The organism is Streptomyces sp. NPDC025784, from assembly GCF_055558435.1.
The window spans coordinates 169,853-187,397 of record NZ_JBVHMN010000005.1 but is presented as its reverse complement, the minus strand read 5'-3'; the positions used below and the strand labels follow the sequence as shown (position 1 = coordinate 187,397).

17 protein-coding genes are annotated in these 17,545 nt (G+C 71.3%); 4 read left to right on the top strand and 13 right to left on the bottom strand.

Annotated elements, in window-relative coordinates:
- Nucleotides 1-3: 3 nt before the first annotated feature.
- From ACZ4IF_RS14320 to ACZ4IF_RS14310, 3 genes are all read right to left on the bottom strand, one after another.
- Entirely contained in the window at nucleotides 4-1,602 is a 1,599-nt protein-coding gene (locus ACZ4IF_RS14320; RefSeq protein ID WP_467562639.1) for an ABC transporter substrate-binding protein, read from the bottom strand.
- 299 nt (nucleotides 1,603-1,901) lie between these two features.
- Nucleotides 1,902-3,134: a serine hydrolase domain-containing protein gene (locus ACZ4IF_RS14315; protein ID WP_467562637.1), complete on the bottom strand. Its 1,233-nt coding sequence runs from the start codon at nucleotides 3,132-3,134 to the stop codon at nucleotides 1,902-1,904.
- 364 nt (nucleotides 3,135-3,498) lie between these two features.
- Nucleotides 3,499-4,752, bottom strand: coding sequence for a serine hydrolase domain-containing protein (locus ACZ4IF_RS14310; RefSeq protein WP_467562635.1), 1,254 nt, complete (start codon nucleotides 4,750-4,752; stop codon nucleotides 3,499-3,501).
- A gap of 546 nt (nucleotides 4,753-5,298) precedes the next feature.
- Here ACZ4IF_RS14310 and ACZ4IF_RS14305 point away from each other — a divergent pair.
- Nucleotides 5,299-6,420 (top strand): GlxA family transcriptional regulator, encoded by a 1,122-nt coding sequence (locus tag ACZ4IF_RS14305; protein ID WP_467562633.1) that lies wholly within the window; start codon nucleotides 5,299-5,301, stop codon nucleotides 6,418-6,420.
- Between the two features lie 318 nt (nucleotides 6,421-6,738).
- Here ACZ4IF_RS14305 and ACZ4IF_RS14300 read toward each other — a convergent pair whose 3' ends face one another.
- On the bottom strand, nucleotides 6,739-7,263 hold the full coding sequence (locus ACZ4IF_RS14300) for an ATP-binding protein (RefSeq protein ID WP_467562631.1): 525 nt from the start codon (nucleotides 7,261-7,263) through the stop codon (nucleotides 6,739-6,741).
- A gap of 182 nt (nucleotides 7,264-7,445) precedes the next feature.
- Here ACZ4IF_RS14300 and ACZ4IF_RS14295 point away from each other — a divergent pair, with 182 nt between their 5' ends.
- A complete protein-coding gene (locus ACZ4IF_RS14295; protein ID WP_467562629.1) occupies nucleotides 7,446-7,922 on the top strand; it encodes a hypothetical protein in 477 nt (158 codons plus the stop codon).
- A gap of 196 nt (nucleotides 7,923-8,118) precedes the next feature.
- Here the strand turns inward: ACZ4IF_RS14295 and ACZ4IF_RS14290 are convergent, their stop codons facing one another.
- A complete protein-coding gene (locus ACZ4IF_RS14290; RefSeq protein ID WP_467562627.1) occupies nucleotides 8,119-8,817 on the bottom strand; it encodes a TetR/AcrR family transcriptional regulator in 699 nt (232 codons plus the stop codon).
- A gap of 102 nt (nucleotides 8,818-8,919) precedes the next feature.
- Between ACZ4IF_RS14290 and ACZ4IF_RS14285 the strand changes: the two genes are divergently transcribed.
- Entirely contained in the window at nucleotides 8,920-9,477 is a 558-nt protein-coding gene (locus tag ACZ4IF_RS14285; RefSeq protein ID WP_467562625.1) for a hypothetical protein, read from the top strand.
- Between the two features lie 82 nt (nucleotides 9,478-9,559).
- Here the strand turns inward: ACZ4IF_RS14285 and ACZ4IF_RS14280 are convergent, their stop codons facing one another.
- From ACZ4IF_RS14280 to ACZ4IF_RS14245, 8 genes are all read right to left on the bottom strand, one after another.
- Nucleotides 9,560-10,384, bottom strand: coding sequence for an MIP/aquaporin family protein (locus ACZ4IF_RS14280; protein ID WP_467562623.1), 825 nt, complete (start codon nucleotides 10,382-10,384; stop codon nucleotides 9,560-9,562).
- 75 nt (nucleotides 10,385-10,459) lie between these two features.
- A complete protein-coding gene (locus tag ACZ4IF_RS14275; RefSeq protein WP_467562621.1) occupies nucleotides 10,460-11,320 on the bottom strand; it encodes a patatin-like phospholipase family protein in 861 nt (286 codons plus the stop codon).
- Nucleotides 11,320-12,312 carry an alpha/beta hydrolase gene (locus ACZ4IF_RS14270; protein ID WP_467562619.1) on the bottom strand — a complete coding sequence of 331 codons (993 nt, stop codon included), beginning with the start codon at nucleotides 12,310-12,312 and terminating at the stop codon, nucleotides 11,320-11,322. The genes ACZ4IF_RS14275 and ACZ4IF_RS14270 overlap by 1 nt, the downstream gene beginning before the upstream one ends.
- A gap of 35 nt (nucleotides 12,313-12,347) precedes the next feature.
- Nucleotides 12,348-13,010: a histidine phosphatase family protein gene (locus ACZ4IF_RS14265; RefSeq protein ID WP_467562617.1), complete on the bottom strand. Its 663-nt coding sequence runs from the start codon at nucleotides 13,008-13,010 to the stop codon at nucleotides 12,348-12,350.
- A gap of 70 nt (nucleotides 13,011-13,080) precedes the next feature.
- The gene (locus tag ACZ4IF_RS14260; protein ID WP_467562615.1) at nucleotides 13,081-13,209 is read right to left on the bottom strand and encodes a hypothetical protein; all 129 of its coding nucleotides are present in this window, start codon (nucleotides 13,207-13,209) and stop codon (nucleotides 13,081-13,083) included.
- Between the two features lies 1 nt (nucleotide 13,210).
- Nucleotides 13,211-13,633, bottom strand: a complete 423-nt coding sequence (locus ACZ4IF_RS14255) for a universal stress protein (RefSeq protein WP_467562613.1) — start codon at nucleotides 13,631-13,633, stop codon at nucleotides 13,211-13,213.
- Between the two features lie 29 nt (nucleotides 13,634-13,662).
- Nucleotides 13,663-14,919: a YbfB/YjiJ family MFS transporter gene (locus ACZ4IF_RS14250; RefSeq protein WP_467562611.1), complete on the bottom strand. Its 1,257-nt coding sequence runs from the start codon at nucleotides 14,917-14,919 to the stop codon at nucleotides 13,663-13,665.
- Nucleotides 14,920-15,018: 99 nt separating this feature from the next.
- Entirely contained in the window at nucleotides 15,019-15,930 is a 912-nt protein-coding gene (locus ACZ4IF_RS14245) for an aquaporin (protein ID WP_467562609.1), read from the bottom strand.
- A 467-nt stretch (nucleotides 15,931-16,397) separates the two neighbouring features.
- Between ACZ4IF_RS14245 and tal the strand changes: the two genes are divergently transcribed.
- Nucleotides 16,398-17,507 (top strand): transaldolase, encoded by a 1,110-nt coding sequence (tal, locus tag ACZ4IF_RS14240; protein ID WP_467562607.1) that lies wholly within the window; start codon nucleotides 16,398-16,400, stop codon nucleotides 17,505-17,507.
- The last annotated feature ends 38 nt before the right edge of the window (nucleotides 17,508-17,545 follow it).

Here is a 17,545-nt window from a genome sequence, read left to right as displayed (position 1 = left end):
TCCTCAGTTGGCGTGCAGACGGATGCTGGTCGGGAGCGGCATCTCGCCGGAGATCTCGAACGTCGCGCCGCGCCCGAAGTAGCTGACGTACCGCTGGGCGATGGGCACGACGTCGGTTCGGGCGAAGAGCGCCTTCTCGGCCTCGGTCCACAACTGGCAGCCGGGCCGGCCGGGGGTCTGCACCGCCTCGGAGACCAACTGTTCGTAGGCGGTGTTGTGGATGCCTGCGAAGTTGGATCCCTTGGGAGCGCCGGGACCCGAGAAGAAGCTGACGCTCTGTGACGGCAGTTGGGTGGCCAGATTGATCTCCGGGGCGACGTCCCAGTTGTCACTCTGGAAGACCGCCTTGAGGAAGGCGGCCGAGTTCAGGCTCTTGACCTTCACGTCGATCCCGAGCTTCTGCCACGCGGCCGAGAACAGCTCCATGCCCGCCGACGCGTTCGGCCGCTCGGAGGAGTACATCGCGGTCAGCTCCAGGCGCTTGCCACCCTTCGACCTGGTCCCGTCCGAGCCTTTGCGCCAGCCCGCCTCGTCCAGCGCGGCGGCGGCCGCCGCCTGGTCGAACGCGGGGATTCCCGCCGCAGCGCCGGAGTCGTCGCAGATCTGCGGCGGCACGCCCATCGTTGTGTTACCGATCTTGCCCTGCCGGTCGGTGAGCACATCAGCGATCTGTTTGCGGTCCAGGGCCTGTGTGAGCGCCTTGCGGACCACGGGGTCGGCACCGGGATGGCCCGGGTGTTGGTTGAACACCGCCAGTGTCCCGCCGTCCTCGAAGCGGTACTCCTTCATGCTGCCCGCCAGCCGCTCCCGGTCGGGTCCGTTGACGATGCTGCCGTTGAGGCTGCCGCTGGTGAGGAGGTTGGCCGCGGTGGTGTCGTTGTTGACGATCTTCAGGACGATCTTCTGCGGGGCTCCGGGCACGTCGATCCTCGCGCCGTCGGGCCCCCAGGCGTATTCGTCGCGGCGGACCAGCGTGTAGTGGTCGCCGGGGACGGCCTCGGTCAGCTCGTACGGGCCCGATCCACTGGTGGTCCTGGCGAGTGCCGTGGGGTCGGCGGTGCCGCGGCCGCACACCACGAAGAAGGCGGCCAGTGACTGGAGCAGCAGGCCATCGGGTTTGCCGGTGGTGATGGTGACGGTGCCCGCGGCGTCGTCGGCCTTGGTGGTGAAGTCCGGGCCCGGCAGCACGATGCCGAGCAGCGGCGAGGAGGCCTTGGGGTCCTTGAGATAGTCCAGGTCCTTGCTGACGACGCTCGGAGTCACCGCCGAGCCGTCGGAGCATGTGACGCCCTTGCGGAGGGTCAGGGTGACCGACGAGGGGGTGACGTCCCACTTGGTCGTGATGCCTGGGATCGGGTTTCCCTCGGCGTCCAGGGTGACCAGCGGGTCGTAGGCGAAGGACAGGAGGTTGTTGGCCGCGGCGACGACGGTGTGGTACGGATCGAGCTTGCCCGGGTCCTGTGACAGGGTCGACGTGAAGGTGCCGTTGCGGACATAGGCGCCCTGCCCCTCGGCGCCTGAGCCCGAGGCTCCTGTGGAGCAGGCCGTGGCGGCGAGCGCGATCACACACATCATCGCTGTCTTGGATCCGTGCAGTCTCATGAGAAGCCTCCAGCAGCACACCGTGGCGGATGCGGAGGAGCATCCAGCCGGCGCACCTCGGCCGTCTTCGTCGCTGAGCACCAGATGGGCACCTCGCATTCGTCGCCGGACCCCAAGAGGACGGATCAGCGGGCGGAGGCTCGGGCGGTCGCCTCCGGTCCCGCCGGGACACCGCGTTCCTCGGGCGGACGGCGTCGACGGCACGCGCGTCGTGCAGCCCGATCCGGTGTGACGTTCATGGGTGTGCCCGGTCCGCTGTCGCGGGCCGGGCACACCATCGGGGGGCGGTGAGACACCGGCTAGGAGGTGGGGATGCCGTAGACGTTCTTCGGGGTCACGATGGTGGTGACCGCATGGGCGAACTTGGTGGTGAGCGACTTGCCTTGGACTGCGATGTCGCTCGTGGTGTGCACCACGAGTGTGGCGTCGGCCTTGGGCAGATGGACCATCACCGTCTGGTAGCCGGGCAGCGAGCCGTTGTGCCCGATCCACCCGTTGATGTCGAAGATGCCGAGGCCGTAACCCAGGCCCTTCCGGCCCGTCGGCAGCATCTTCAGCCGTTCTGCCTGCGTCGCCCTGGACAGCAGCTTCCCGTCGGCAAGGGTGGATGCCCAGGACCGCAGATCGTGCAGGTTCGAGATCATCACCCCGGACGCGCCGCCAGGCGGGGCCCAGTTCGTCGCGTCCGTGATCGAGCCGTCGTTCGACGCCTGGTCGGTGTACCCGTGGGCGTGGGGGGCGGGGAATTCGGTGCCCTTGGGCATGAAGGTGTACTTCAGGTGGGCCGGCTTGAGCACATGCCGGTTCAGGTAACGGTCGAAGGGCTGCCCGGTCACCTTCTCCACGACCATCGACAAGAGGATGCTGTTGGTGTTGCTGTACTGGTACCGGCTGCCCGCCGGGAAGGCGACCGGGTGCTTGAAGGCGTAGGCCAGCAGTTCCTTGTTGGTGAACGTGCGGCTGGTGTCGGCCAAGTAGGCCTTGGCGAAGGCGTCGTCGTCCAGGGCCTCGAACAGGCCGCTGCGCATGCCCGCGAGGTGACGCAGCGTGATGTGACGGCCGTTCGGGACGCCACGAACGTACTTGGAGATCGGATCGTCCAGGTTCACCTGCTTCTGGTCGACCAGACGCAGCAGCGCCGTGACCGTGAAGGTCTTGGTGACGCTGCCGATGCGCATGTTGAAGCCGGGGGACATCGGCTGCTTCGTCGCCTTGTCGGCGGTGCCGAAAGCCCTGACGTAGCTGCCCTTGCCCGGCGCCCACAGGCCCACCGTCACCCCGGGGGTGTGCGTGGTCCTCAGGACGTGCTGGACGGCGCGGTCGAGCTGGGCGCGGACCTGCGGCGTCAGCGTCCGCATCACCGGCTGCCTCGAAACGGTCCTGTGCGCCGGGGAAGGGTCGCCGGTGAAGGCCTGGACTCCTGTACCGGTCGCCACCACCGTGCCGGCGGCCAGCGCCGCCCCGATCACGGCGAGCGTCCGACGCCGGGTGACGGGCCGAACGCGGTCGCCGGTCGATGAACTGTGAGGCATGCTGCGCCCTTTCAACGTGCGGACGGGCCCCTTGCGGCCCGTCCGGCTTCGCTTTCCATGGTGGTTTCGCCCGGCGGTCCTTCCCTCTGTCTCACGGGCGGTTTCCACCCTCCGCCGCAGGGAGGAGACAGCGCCGCTCTCATCCCCGGCCAGGCGGTCGGGTCCGTCACGCCGAGGTGCCCCGACCCGATGCGGGCCGGGGCACCTGGAGTGCATCGTTCTTGGGGCTGGGGCTGGGGCTGGGGCTGGGGCTGGGGCTGGGGCTGGGGCTGGGGCTGGGGCCGGTGCCGGGGCCGGTGCCACAGTCCGGCCGCCGCGCAGCCGCCTGCGGAAGGGGCCGATCCCGCTCTTCGAGCCGTGTGGCCTACGGGACGCAAAGGGTCGTGCGTGAGGCGGTGAGCCAGGCAGAGATCTGGTCGGCGCTCCAGGTGTCAGGGTCGGCGTTGGTGGCCAGCACGAGCTGACGGGTGCCGTCGGCGCTGATGAAGGCATTGGTCTGGGTGCCCAGAACGGTTCCGGTGTGCCCCCACATGGTGACGCCGCACAGCGTCAACTTCTCCAGGCCCAGTCCGTAACCCTTGGTCCGATCGGCCGGATCGACCGTGAAGGGCCCGGGCTTGGTCATCTCGGCCAGCTGCGTTTTCGGCAGGAGCCTGCCGGTGATCAGGGCCTTGTCGAAGCGGGCCAGGTCGTTGACGGTCGAGGTCAGCGCGCCCGCCGCCCAGGTGGTGGAGGGGCTGATGCCGAAAGTGATGTCCCGGGGTGCGTGGCCCGGCCGGCCCAGCATGTACCCGTGCACGGCCGGGTTCTGGATCTTCAGGGTGCGGAGGGGGAGCCGGGTGTCGTGCAGTCCGAGAGGGATGATGATGCGGCGGTTGAGTTCCTGCTCGTAGGCGCGGTGGGTGACCTTCTCGATGATCAGGCCGAGCAGGAAGTAGTTGGTGTTGGAGTAGGAGAACTTCGTGCCGGGTGCGAACAGCCGTGCATGGCTGTCGGCCAGGGCCACCAGCTTGCGCGGCGACCAGTAGTATCCGGCGTCCCCCCGCAGGTAGGGGGCCATTGAGGCCGGATCCTGTTCGAAGCCGGGGAGCCCGCTGGTGTGGTTGAGCAGCTGGCGCACGGTGATGCGGCCGCCGCCGTGGATGATGCCGGGCAGAACATGCTGCACGGTGTCGTCCAGACTCAGCCGGTGCTCGGCAACCAGTTGCAGCACCACGGTGGCGGTGAACACCTTCGTGTTGCTGCCGATCCGCAGATGGTCGGAGCTCCTCATGGGCCGCTTGGTGGCGACATCGGCGTAGCCGGCCGCGGCGATCGCGGTGCGGCCGTGGTCGCGGACGAGAGCGATCGCCCCGGGCAGTCCCGCCCTGGTCACCCGGCGGACGGCCTGCCGGGCGGCGCGCTCGGTGGCCCAGGGGTGGGCCGGTGCCGTGTGGTGGACCGATGTGGCCGTGTGGTGGACCGACGTGGGGGAGGGCGTCGAGCCGTGGCCGCGGCCGGAAGCCGTGGCGCTGGGGGCAAGGACGGCTCCGGCCACGCTCGTGGCGCACAGGAGGGCGGCCATCCACCTGCCGCGATGGCGTGTCGGGCGGACAGGGGTGGCGGTGTCACGGGTCATGGGGGCTCCAGGAGGAAGGATGGTTGCGCAGGGGGATGGGCGCGTCACCAGCCTCGATGCCGCCGGGGCGAAAGACGTCCGTCCCTTGGACCACCCTCGGGCCCCGCCTTGCGGGGGAGGACGGGGTGCGCCTGCGTCTGCCGGACGAGACCGGAGGTCCACCCGCGGCGGGTCACGTACGCCGGGGGACCCGGCCCCCCACCCGCGGCGGCAGGCGGGGGAGAGGCAGGGGCAGGCACCGGCCCTGACCGGCGAAGAGAGGTCTCCTGCCCGGGAATTGGCCTGTCGGCAGGACAGGGACGGCCCGGAGCGAGGCAATGGTGTCCCGCCGTGGGGTCACCGAGCCGGCGCGGGTCTGCCGCCTGGACGGCCGTGGCAGCCGATGTCGCGGTCGGGGCGGCGGTGATGCCGCGCCAGGCGGTCCGACCAGCCGATGCCCGCAGGCTGCCCGGCCGGGACCCGTCAGGGCCGTCCTCTCGGCGATGGCCGGATGCGAGGGGTATCGGTCCTTGCCCCGCCGTGGGGCCTGGCCCGACCCTGGCAGTCATGGTCACCTCGAACCGTCAGGCCGCCGCTGACAGGCGTCCGCGCACCCACCTCGTCGTGATGGTCCTCTACGACGGGGTGCAGGCGCTGGACGTCACCGGACCGCTGGACGTCCTGGCGGCCGCCAACGACCACGGGGGCCGCTACCGGGTTGTCGCGCTGTCTCCCGGTGGCAAGGAGGTGCGGACCACGTCCGGGTTGCGGCTTGCTGCCGATGGGAGGCTTGAGGAGTGGCACGGGCGGATCGGGACGCTCATGGTTCCCGGCAGCCCCAACTGGCACGTGCCGGTGGAAGACCACGGGCTGATCGGGGAGTTGACGCGGTTGGCGCGCTCGGCGGGTCGGGTGGCCTCCCTGTGCGCCGGGGCCTTCCCGCTCGCGGCCGCGGGTCTGCTCGACGGTTGCCGCGTGGCCACCCACTGGCGGCAGGCCGACCAGCTGGCCGCCCGCTTCCCGTCGGTGCATGTCGACCGTGACGCGTTGTTCATCCGTGACGGACGGATCATCACCTCGGCGGGCGTGACCGCGGGCATCGACCTGACGCTGTCGCTGGTGGAGGAGGACCTGGGCCCGGAGGTGGCGCGCGCTGCGGCGAAGGACCTGGTGGTCTTCATGGCCCGGCCGGGCGGGCAGTCCCAGTTCAGTGTCCGGCTGCGCGCACGGTATTGCCGCAGCGCCGGCGTGCGGGCGGTACTGGACGCCGTGACGGCCGCTCCCCAGGCGGACCACAAACTGCCCGCGCTGGCGGCGCGGGCGGGGGTGAGCGTGCGTCACCTCACCCGACTGATCCGCCAGGAGACCGGCACCACGGCCGCCCGGTTCGTCGAGCAGATCCGTCTGGAAGCGGCGCAGAGCATGCTCGAATCGGGCACCGACCCCTTGGACATGGTCGCCCGCAGGAGCGGACTGGGATCGGCGGAAACGCTTCGCCGTGTCTTTCAGCGCGAGCTGGGGATCACTCCCGGCGCCTACCGCGCACGCTTTCGCAGTACACAGCCGGAGTGTCCCATGACCTCCTCCCACCCCATCGACGCCGGCTGGCGGCCGTCCGACGGCACGCCACCCGTCGGTGACGGGGAGACACTCGCGGCATGCGGCGCCGAGCCCGCGATGGGATTCTGACCGTCTTGTGCTCGCATGTTGCGGAGTCGGCCACGCGACAAGGCTTGGCCTGCCGGCTCCGGTGATCACGCAGCAGATCAAGGGGCTCGGCGGGGCACGGCCAACCCGTACGTGGATGACGACGACGGTCGGTTCGTCGACGGCCCCAAGCCGCTGTGAGGGAGCGCAGCCGGGGCCTGGCGTGCGGCGTCGGGGCACGAGGGCAGCGGTGGGACCGCGGAGTGGGACAGCCGGCCATCCATCTGCCGACGGCACCGTCTCTCGTACCCCAAGGCCGCACTGTGTACGAGGGCGGCCATCGCCCCGGTCTGCTTCCTTCTACCGTCCGGCCACGTCGGCGGCGGACTGCGCCGTCGGTTTCCCGGCCGTCGTCACACGCAGCACCGCACCCACACGCCATCCCTCCGGCTCGCGGGTCACCTCGATCGTTTCGGCCAGTGCCTCGACGATGGCCAGGCCGCGACCGTGCTCGGCCAGTTCCTGCGGGACGACAAGACGGTGGGCCACCAAAGGAACTCCGGAGTCCGTCACACACAGGTACAGCCGGTCCGCATGCTGGAGGAGGCGGATGGTCATCTCCGCGTGACCGTAACGGACGGTGTTGGCGGCCAGTTCGCTGATGACCAGTGCGGCCGCATCGAGGTCGTCCGCACTCACTCCCCACCGGGTGAGCAGGTCGGTGGTCCAGTGACGGGCCACGCTCACGCTGGCCGGCTCTGCGGGCAGCGCCAGCACAGCCGTCCGAGCGGCACCTGTCCCGGGCGACGTCGTCCGGCGCGGGGCCTCTACGGCCCGTACGGCCTGGGGACGTGCTGGCAGTGGATGACGCGGACGGGACAGCATGGCGATCTCCGAGGGTGCCGGTGTGACGGAGGATCCGTCGCTACACCGGGGACAACCGGGTGCGGCTGTGCGGACATGGCCGTGCTTTCGGACCTGCTTTCCACGCTTTCGGCCCTCACTTCGTCGGGTGGGGGGGGAGAACGGCTGAGGCCGCGTCCGGCCTCTTCGGCAGAATGAGCCCCATGGGCGTAGACAAGGACGCGGCGTTCACACTTCCGCGAGGCGCCACGGGTTTCTTCCAGCCGAAGAACGGGCCGCTACCGGAAACCGACCAGCGGACGTTCCGCGCGGCGCTGTATGCAGCCGCCCGGGCGGCCAAGGGCCGTGTGGGCGAGCTGGAGGACCAGACGTACCCGCGTACGTTCCACACCGCAACGGTCGTCGAGGCCACCGGCGAGTACGTCATCCTGTGTCACGCCCACCACCCCTGGATCGCATTCGCCCGGGAACGCCGGGACTGGTACACCGAGGAGTTTTGCGCACCGCCGCCGTGGGCCCATGCCTTCGCCGACCTGGGGTTCGCAGTGCTCGATCGCGTCCAACTCACTCTGCCGCTCTCGGACGTCGACACCTCGGTCCTGACCCAGAGCGAGTGGCGCGTGGTTCGCCTCTACGGCATCACCACCTTGGGCGGAGTGCTCTTCAACGCGTGGGACTGATGCCCGAGCCAGGCTCCGTACTCGACGCTGGACGACAAACGTCAAGCTCAGTGCCCGGCGCCGTTTCGTGTGGGGCCCGCCCGACCGGCCCCTGCGGTCCGCACCGCGGCCCTGGGATTCTTGCGCGCCACTGCGGCAGTGGACCGCGCCTCGGCCCGCCGGGCGCGCAACGCGGCCGGTCACGCCCCGACCGCGGTTACGCGCTGGGCGGCGAGCAGTCGATGTCGGAGACCGCCGTGGCCGCCGAGGGGGCCTGGCCGGGTTCGGAGGCGGCGCGCTCGTCGAGCCCACGGGCGGTGTGGATCCGCAGCAGTCCTTCGATGCCGCGCAGCAAGGTCTCGCCGGCCAGGACGGGGTCGCCGAGATAGCCGGCGCTCATCGCACCGTCGCGGAGCATGGTGAAGTGCCGCCCGGCGTGCTCGGCCTGTGCGGTCGTGATCTCGGCGAACAGCGCGGTGATCGTCTGAAGGAACCATTCGCGGTGTTGCACGACGGCACGGTGCACCGGGTGCTCGGGATCGGGGAATTCCGCTGCCGCGTTGAGGAAGGCGCATCCGCGGTATCCGGGCGAGCGGATCTGCTCGACCAGGGACGCACCGATTCCCCGCAGGATGCCGTCGGCCGGCACGTCCGCGGCCGTCAGCGAGGCGATCTGGGTGCGGATCGCCTGGTCGACGCTTTCGATGTAGGCGACGGCAAGATCTTCCTTGCTGCGGAAGTGCCGGTAGAAGGTGGCGTTGGTGACCTTCGACTCGGCGACCAGACGGTCGACGCCCACCGTGTGGATGCCCTCCGCGTAGAAGAGCTGCCCGGCGGTCCTCAGGAGTCGTTCCCGGGCCTCGGAGACTCGCCTGCCGGTGCCTGTGCCGGTTTCCGTCTTCGTCATGCCGCCCATCCTAGCGGGTAGAACGCTCTCTCTTGTTTTCGCGGAGCCGGTGTGCCAGGCTTCAAGCAAGAAAGATCGTTCTCTCTACTACGAAGTCACTGGAGGACCCCCATGGCAACCATTGCCTCCGCCGAGCCCATCGGCGCCACGTCTGCCCTGCGCCGGCTGTACGTCATCCGCTTCGTCTTCGCCGCCGCGTGGGCCGCGCTCCTGCTGCTGTTCGGCTCAGAGCTCACCGTCGGGGCCAAGCTGCTGCTGGTCCTCTATCCCGCCTTCGACGTGGCCGCGGCCGTCGTCGACGCCAGGTCGGCGCGCGCCACCGGGCCGGTCAAGGGCCTCTACGCCAACATGGCCACGAGCGTGCTCGCCGCCGTCGGTGTCGCGATCGCCGGCACCTCGGGCGTCGCCGACGTGCTGCGCGTCTGGGGCGCGTGGGCGATCGTCTCCGGCCTCATCCAGCTCCTCGTGGGCGTCGCGCGCCGGCCGATGGGCGGCCAGTGGGCCATGATCCTCAGCGGCGGCATCTCCGTCCTCGCCGGCGGGACCTTCATCCGAAGCGCCACACAGGACGACCCCTCGCTGACCACCCTCGCCGGCTACGCCACGCTCGGCGGGATCTTCTTCCTCGTCTCGGCGATCCGCCTGTCCCGCTCGACCCCTAGGGCCTGAGGTCGCCGCGGCCGAAAGGAACGATCCGCAGGATGACAGCGAGCGGTGACGGCTGGGCCGACCGACCCGTCGCGTACCCACCTCAGGCCACTTGACGGGCCCGTTTTCGCACGGCGGCGTCGCTCCCGCACAGCCGGTAGGTGCACAGTGTGGGGGCGCCCAGGCGACGCTGGAACAGGCAGTGGACCGCGGCCCCGATCGATGCGCCGACCAGCGGGGCGGCCAGGTAGACCCACAGTAGTCGGGTGCCACCGGACAGCAGCGCGGGACCCAGCTGGCGTGCCGGGTTCGCCGAACCTCCGCTGAGTTGCCCCAGCACGGCGATGATCAGGGCCGTCACCGCGCCGACGGCGTAGGGCAGCCAGCGGCTGATGGAGGGGCGGGTCAGGAAGAACCCCACCATCACGACCACGAGGATGAGGCAGCCGGCCTCCGTGACCACCAGCGCGGCTGTGCTCCACGCCGGGCTGGGGTGCACGGCGGCGTAGCGCAGCGAGGGCCGGGACACCACCGGACCCCAGCACAACCGCCCCAGCGCGGTGCCCGCCACCGAGCCTGCCAACTGCGCGGCGGCGTAGACGGGCACATAGCGCCCGGGGAAGGCACCCATCAGCCACAGCGCGACGCTGATCGCGGGGTTCATGTGGGCGCCGGAGCAGCGCCCCGGCGGGGAGGTGATCAGCACCACGAGGAGGATGCCGACCACCACCCCCACGACGGCTGTCGCCGCACGGGGGCTGCTCACGGCGAGCGGCGAGTCCGGGGATGTCAGCCAGCGGGCGGCGGTGACCACGCAGTACAGCAGGACCGAAGTCAGTACGAACTCCCAAGCCGCGTCGACAAGCCCATACAGCGGGCGGCGATCCGAAGGCGCGGTGGCGGAGCCGGTGGCTTCTTCCCGGAGCACCTTTCGACGGTACGTCGCGGGGCGGCCGCACGGGTAGCGAGACCGCCGACGGCCGGCCCGGGCATCGCGTGCGGCCTATCGGGCGGTGGCAGCGGGCCAGATCTTTCGCACAGTGCCGGTCAGCGCCTGTCCCTGCCGCCGGCCGTGGCGGGCGGAGGCGGGCCGCCGGGCGGGGTCCAGCGGATTGGGGCCGATCGCGTCGAGTGCGGCGTCGTCAGGTGTGATGACCAGGACCTGGCTGTGCGGGCGCAGCAGCGGCATCTCGCCGGCCAGTCCCTGCGATGCGGGGTTGAGGCCGGGGCCGGTGTCGGGCGCGAGGACGACCACCACGTCGTGGCCCAGGGCGAGGTCGGCGTTGGTCGCGGAGCGGACGCTGCCGTCGACATAGCGCCGTCGGGCGACGGTGGCGGGCGGCCAGACGCCGGGCACGGCGCAGCTGGCCGCCACGGCGGATGCCAGCGGGACGCCCGAGGTGCCGTCCCACACGGCAAGATCGCCCGTGTGCGCGTCCACCGCCGTGATGAGCAGCCGGCGGGCGGGCCAGGTGTCGACGGGGAGTCGGGCTCGGATGGTCCGCATCCGCTCGGCCTCCGAGACGGTGTGTGCCGCAAGGGCCATGGCACCGATCCGAGCCCTCGTCTCCCGCTCGTCGTGGGCGCCCTCTGTCAGCTTGGTGAGGGCGGCCGCCGTGTCCTGCGGGTCGAAGACGGCCTTCACCTCCTGTGAGGTGCCGGCGGGCGCCAGTTGGTCGGCGAGGAGGCGGTGCAGGTCGATGCCACTGGTGGCCTGGACGGCCACGACCGATCCGGCCGAGGTGCCGACCACCAGGTCGGCGCCCGTGAGGTCCACGCCCGCTTCCTGCAGGGCCTGGAGCACCCCCAGCTCCCAGGCGATCCCCGTCACGCCGCCCCCACCGAGCACCAGGGCCGTCGACATCAGCGGCCCCCCGTCTCGGCTCGGGGTGCGGCCAGAGCATGCCGCAGTGCCTGCCCGGCCTGGTTCATCGCGGCCTGGGTGAGGGGAGAGGCCGCCAGTGCGTCCTGCGCGGTGAACGAATGGACCGCCCCCAGGTAGCGGACCGCGACCACCGGCACACCTGCCTGCGTGAGCCTGCGGGCATACGCCTCGCCCTCGTCACGCAGCACGTCCGCCTCGGCCGTGATCACCAGGGCCGGCGGCATCCCGGCCAGCTCCTGTGCGGTGGCCCGCAACGGTGCGGCGGTCGGTTCGGTGCGCACCGAGCGGTCGGGGGCGTAGTGGTCCCAGAACCATCGCATCTGCGCGCGGGTGAGGAAGAAGCCGTCCGCGAACTGCTCGTACGACGGCGTGTCGAAACCGGCGTCCAATGCCGGGTAGAACAGCACCTGCTGCAGCAGGTGGGGGCCGCCCCGGCGCTTGGCCAGCAGGGCGGCGGCGGTGGCCAGATTGCCGCCCGCGCTGTCCCCGGCCACCGCCAGCCGGGACCCGTCCAGGCCGAGCTCCTGCCCGTGCTCGGCGATCCAGGCGGTGGCCGCGTAGACCTCTTCGAGCGCGACAGGGTAACGGGCCTCCGGTGAGCGGGTGTACTCCACGAACACCACGGCGACGCCACCGGTGTGGGCCAGGTCGCGGGTGGTGCGGTCGTAGGAGAAGCGGTCGCCCAGCACCCAGCCGCCGCCGTGGCAGTACATCACCGCCGGCAGCACGCCCGAGGAGCCTTCCGGCCGCACGATCCGCACCAGCACCGTGCCGCGGGGCCCGATGGGCAGGTGTTGCTCGTGGATGTGGACGGGCTGGAGCACCGCCTGGGCCGCGCGCTGGGACGCCAGGGCGTCGGCCCGAGCCTCGGGGGGTGACTGGCTTTCGAGCGGCGGCGCGTCGGCCGCCGCCAGCTGTGTCAGGAAGCGCTCGGCATACGGATCCAGGTGTACGGGCGGGTGGGTGTCCAACGAATCCTCCAGGAGAGGGGGCAGAGGAGTGGGGTTCACGGGCGATGCCGTGGGGCGTCGACGGCTGCCGGAGGCCGGGCGAGCAACCGGTCGTCGAAGGGCGGGCTGAAGTTCCAGCCCAGCAGACTGGGACGTCCGTCGTAGGGGGCCAGGCGTCCTATGGAGGCGGTGCGCAGCGCCAGGTGTGCCCCGGCCGCGGCGGACAGGCCGAGCCAGCGGGCGGTCATCAGCCGTATGAGATTGCCGTGCGAGACGAGGACGACGGGTCTGCCCGTGGCGGTGAGGCGGCGGGCGCAGTCGAGCACATGGTCCGCCCGGGCTGTCACCTCTGGCAGGCATTCGCCCCTGCACGCTTCCGTGTGCAGCGCGTCGTCCCAGATGTCGTGGCGGCACGGTTCGCTTCCGCAGCGCTCGTCCACCGTGTGGCCGTCGGGCAGCTGGTAGCTCCACTCCCGCAGGCCGGGGTCGATCTCAGCGGTCAGGCCCGCCAGTTGTGCGGTGCGGCGGGCTCGCAGTGCTGGACTGCACAGCACATGGGCGTCCTGGTAGGCCTCGAGATGCGGCAGGAGCAAGCCGGCCTCGCGCCTGCCTGCGGCGGTCAGGTCGGGATCGTCCTGCCCCGTGTAGTAGCGGCGGGAACGGTTCCAGGCCGTCTCCGCGTGCCGGACGAGAATGATCTGTTGCTGGGGCACTGCCATGATGCCTTTCTCGCGGCCCCGGCGCCTGCCGGCCCGGGAGGGCCGAGGGGCGCCGGGGCCGCCTTGCTTGTCAGGAGCCGGCGCCGCCGCCGACGACTGGTTGTTCGACCTGCACCGTGGTGAGGGACGGGTCGGCCCCGACAGCGATCAGGCGGGCTTGGCCCGCCTGATCGGTGACGTGCACCGTGCCGTGGGACATCTCAGCCCTGCTCGGGAGCCAGGAGCACGGCGGTGCGGCTGTTGTGGGCGATCGCGGTGCTGACACTGGGGGAGAACCAGCCCGCGAGACGACCGCGGTGATGCGGGCTGACGACGATCAGGTCGGCGTCGAAGGCCTCGGCGGCCTCCCGCACGGCTTGCGCCACGTCCGACACCAGCCCGTCCAGCAGTTCGCCGTCGGCTTGGACGCCGGCCTGCCGCAGGGTCGCCACGGCCGAGTCCAGGACCCGGTGGGCGGTGGGATCGTCCTCCAGGCCGACGACGGTGTCGTACACCACCTCGGAGGTGTCGATGTGCAGCACACGGACCTGCGCGCCGGTCAGGAAGGCCAGTTCGGCGGTGGTGCGGATCGCGCCGTGCGCGGCGGGGCTGCCGTCGACGGCGATCAGGATGCGGTGAAACATGGGGGTCGTGCTCCTTGAGGGGGGTGGGGTCAGCGCTGGATGCCGCTCGGGGCGGGGGCGGCCGCCGGCGCTTCCTGGTGGTGGTGCTCTGCCGTCCGTTCGCGCTGGACGAGGGCGACGGCGGCGGAGACGGCGAGCAGGACGACGGACAGCCACAGGCCCTTGGCGATGCCTCCGGAGGAGTCGGACAGCAGGCCGGAGATCAGGGGACCGACGGCCTGGCCGACGCTGAAGGCGACCGTCAGCAGGGCGATGCCCAAGGTCCAGGCGTGCGCGGGCAGCATCCGGCGGGCCAGGACGGTCACGGCGGTGGGCCCGGCCATGAACGAGCCGCCGAAGATGATCGCCGAGGCGATCGCGGCGCCCATCCCGTGCCACAACAGCACGGGCAGCACGCCGATCAGCACGACGGCCGAGACCAGCGCGGGGGCCGTGCCGCCGCGCAGTCGGCCGATCACCCGGCCCCACACCAGCAGCGTCGCGGCCGCGGAGGCTGCGCCCAGCACGATGAAGAACGTGCCGGTGCCCCAGACCTTCATGCCTTGGCTGTGCAGCAGGGCGATGACGAAGGTCATGTAGGACACGTAGCCGGCGCCGAACAGCACGTACCAGACGAAGAGGGGCGTCAGCGGCTTGAGGCCGGCCCGGCCGCTGTGGGCGGCACCGCTGCCGGCCTGCTCGGGGACCTGGCGTGCGGCCCAGGAGGCGGGTCCGATGGCGAGGAGGGCGAGCAGCCCCATCAGCAGCCAACCGGCCTGCCAGCCGGACGCGCCCCAGGCGGTGAGCGCCGCGGGGACGACCACGCCGGAGAGCACCACGCCGATGCCGACTCCGGCCATGTACATCCCCACCAGGGAGGCCGAGCGGGCCTGTTGGCCGCCGCTGTGGACGCGGGAGGCGAGAGCCGAACCGACCACGAAGGTCACCGCGGTGCTCAGGCCGCCGATGAACCGCAGGACGGTCAGGCCGGCGAAGTTGTCGGTCGTCCCGGAGGCGAGCAGGGTGAGCGCACTGATGACGATGCCCCACACGAACGCCTTCCCGGAGCCGAAGCGGCGCGACCACCAGGCCGCGGTGGCGGCTCCGATGATGTAGCCCAGCGCGTTGGCGGTGTTCATCCCGCCGGCCGCCGCATAACTCCAGTGCAGCTTCTCGCGCATGGCCGGCAGCAGCAGCGCGTACGCGAAGCGGGTGAATCCCAGCGCCACCACCGGGCCGGCCGCCAACGCCAACGCAACCAGAAACTCCGGCCGCTGCTTGGCGGCCAGAGACGATGAGGCGGTCATCGCACACGCTCCGAGGCAGTCGAGTCGATCATCACAGGGCCTTTCTCGAACGATCCGGATGTCAGGATCACGGCGCTTGAGCAGCGCCTTCACGGGTCTTCAACCCGTGCTGTGCGGGTTGCCATGTCCGGCCTCTGGGCCGTGGTCCCCACGGATCGGGCCATCGCACATGCCCGCGTGCGGCCGGCAGCCCTCTCCCGGAGCCGGAGCCGGAGCCAGCGGTGGCGTTGGCGGCGCTGGCGCTGGCGCCGGCGGTGGCGGCGGTGGTGAGGCGGGCAGCGCAGGCGCGTGCGGCAGGCGCCTGCGCACCAGGCCGAAGAGCCCGCCGCCCACCAGCGGGGCGATCAGGTACACCCACAGCCACGCCAGGTCGTGGGAGAACAGCTCCGGCCCGAACTGCCGGGCCGGGTTGAAACTTCCGCCCGTCCATCGGCCGGTCAGCAGGATCAGCGCGGCGATCACCGACGCCGCGACCGCCGGCAGCAGGAAGGCCAGGCGGGGCCGCGCCGCCACGAAGGTCACCGCGGCGAGCATCACGGCGGTCGCCGCGGCCTCGGAGGCGAACACGGCAGCCCACGGGATGTTCTCGGTTGCCCGGATGACGGCGTGACCGACGGCGCGACCGGCCGTCGGCTCGCCCCACACCAGCCGGCCCACCGCCACCCCCGCGACGGAACCGGCCAGTTGGGCGGCGACGTATGCCGCCGCATCCCGTCCCGGGAGGGCTCCCATCAGCCAGAACGCCAGCGAGACGGCCGGGTTCATGTGGCCGCCCGAACGCCGCCCGAACGGCGAGACGATCAGCAGGCCGACCGTGGTACCGCTGACCACGGCGTCCGCGACCAGCCGGCCCTCCTGCGAGGGCAGGGCGCGTTCCAGCAGACCCTCGGCGCCGAACAGGTGCCTGAACAGGGTGACCATCACCAGCAGCAGGATCGCGGTCGAGACGAACTCGCTCAGCCACGCAGGCCAGTTGTGCCGGCTGCGGCTGCGCCGACTCTGTGTTCCCACACCATCCTCCTGATCACCGCGTGACCACACGCGTACCGACGGGACACCCGGCCTCGGCACGGGCCTCGCCGGCTGTCCGTGCGTCCCGTCCGCGGCCCCGGGCGGCCCTCTCCCACGAGGGCACCGGGCGGCCCGGGGCGGGTGGTTGTGTGGGGGTCAACCCGCGCCCCGGTCGGCGGCATGTCTGCGCGCACGGCCACGTGACCCACCCATCAGGCCACGGCCGCCGGTGCAGGACGTTCGTGCCCCCGGTACCGACGGTGTGTCGGCGACCGGCAGCCACGACGAGTCCGCCCGGGATGAAGACGCGCTGCCCACACTGACGCGGCGCCTTGCACCGTTCTTGCACGGCCGGCCACCACCCGCCCGTCCGCGCAGTGCAATCCGGCTGCAACGCCGGCCTTCAGGCTCACCGCACACCCAGGTGGCCTGCGGCACGCCGGCCCCGGAAAGAAGGAGCGACACCCATGAGCGACCCTCTCGCCCACCTGACCGCGCACGATGTGGCCGTGTGGCTGGACGATCTCAACCGGCGCGACCTGGAGTCGGGCGAACTGTCCTGCCTCATCCAGGCCGGGAAAGTCACCGGCATCACCAGCAACCCCACGATCTTCCAAGCGGCCATCGGCGACGGCAGCGGCCCCTACCGCGGGCAACTCGAGGAACTGCGGCGCGCAGGCGCGGACGTGGACGAGGCGCTGCAGGCCCTGACGACGCACGACGTGCGGCAGGCCTGTGACCTGCTGCGCCCCACCTACGAGGCCTCCGACGGCATCGAGGGGTATGTGTCCGTGGAGGTCTCCCCCCTGGTGGCCCACGACAGCGCCGCCACTCTCACCGAGGCACGCCGACTGCGCCGGCTCGTCGACCGGCCCAACGTCCTGATCAAAGTACCGGCCACGGTGGAAGGGACACACGCCCTGACCCTGCTCCTCGCGGAAGGGATCAGCGTCAACATGACGCTGCTGTTCAGCCTGCGCCGCTACCGCGAGGTCATCCACGCCTACTTCACCGGACTGGAGCGTGCCCGGGCGCAGGGACGCCCCCTTGCCCCGATCGCCTCGGTCGCTTCCTTCTTCGTCTCCCGCGTCGACACTGCCGTCGACGCCCGCCTCGCCCAACAGGGCGGCCCCACCCGGGCCGCACTGCAGGGGCGGGCCGCGCTCGCCAACGCCCGCCTGGCCCACCACCTGTACGAGAAGGAGTTCTCCACACGGCGCTGGCGGCGCCTGCACGACGCGGGCGCCCGCCCGCAGCGACCGCTGTGGGCCTCCACCGCCACCAAGAACCCCCACTACAGCGACACCCGCTATGTGACCGGACTCCTCGCACCGGGGACCATCACCACCATGCCCCGCAACACACTCGACGCGGTCGCAGATCACGCCGCCTTCCCGCCCGGAAGCGTGCGCGGCACCTACGAGGACTCCACCGAGGTCCTGCACCGGCTGCAGGCCGCCGGCATCGCCTACGACGAGGTCATGGCCGCCCTGGAGAAGGAAGGGCTGGAGCGCTTCGCCGACTCCTTCACGGCCCTGCGCGCCGTGGTCCACCACGCGCTGCACAACCGGCGCTGAAACGCCGCCCACCAGCAGCGAGAGCGGCGAGGGCACAG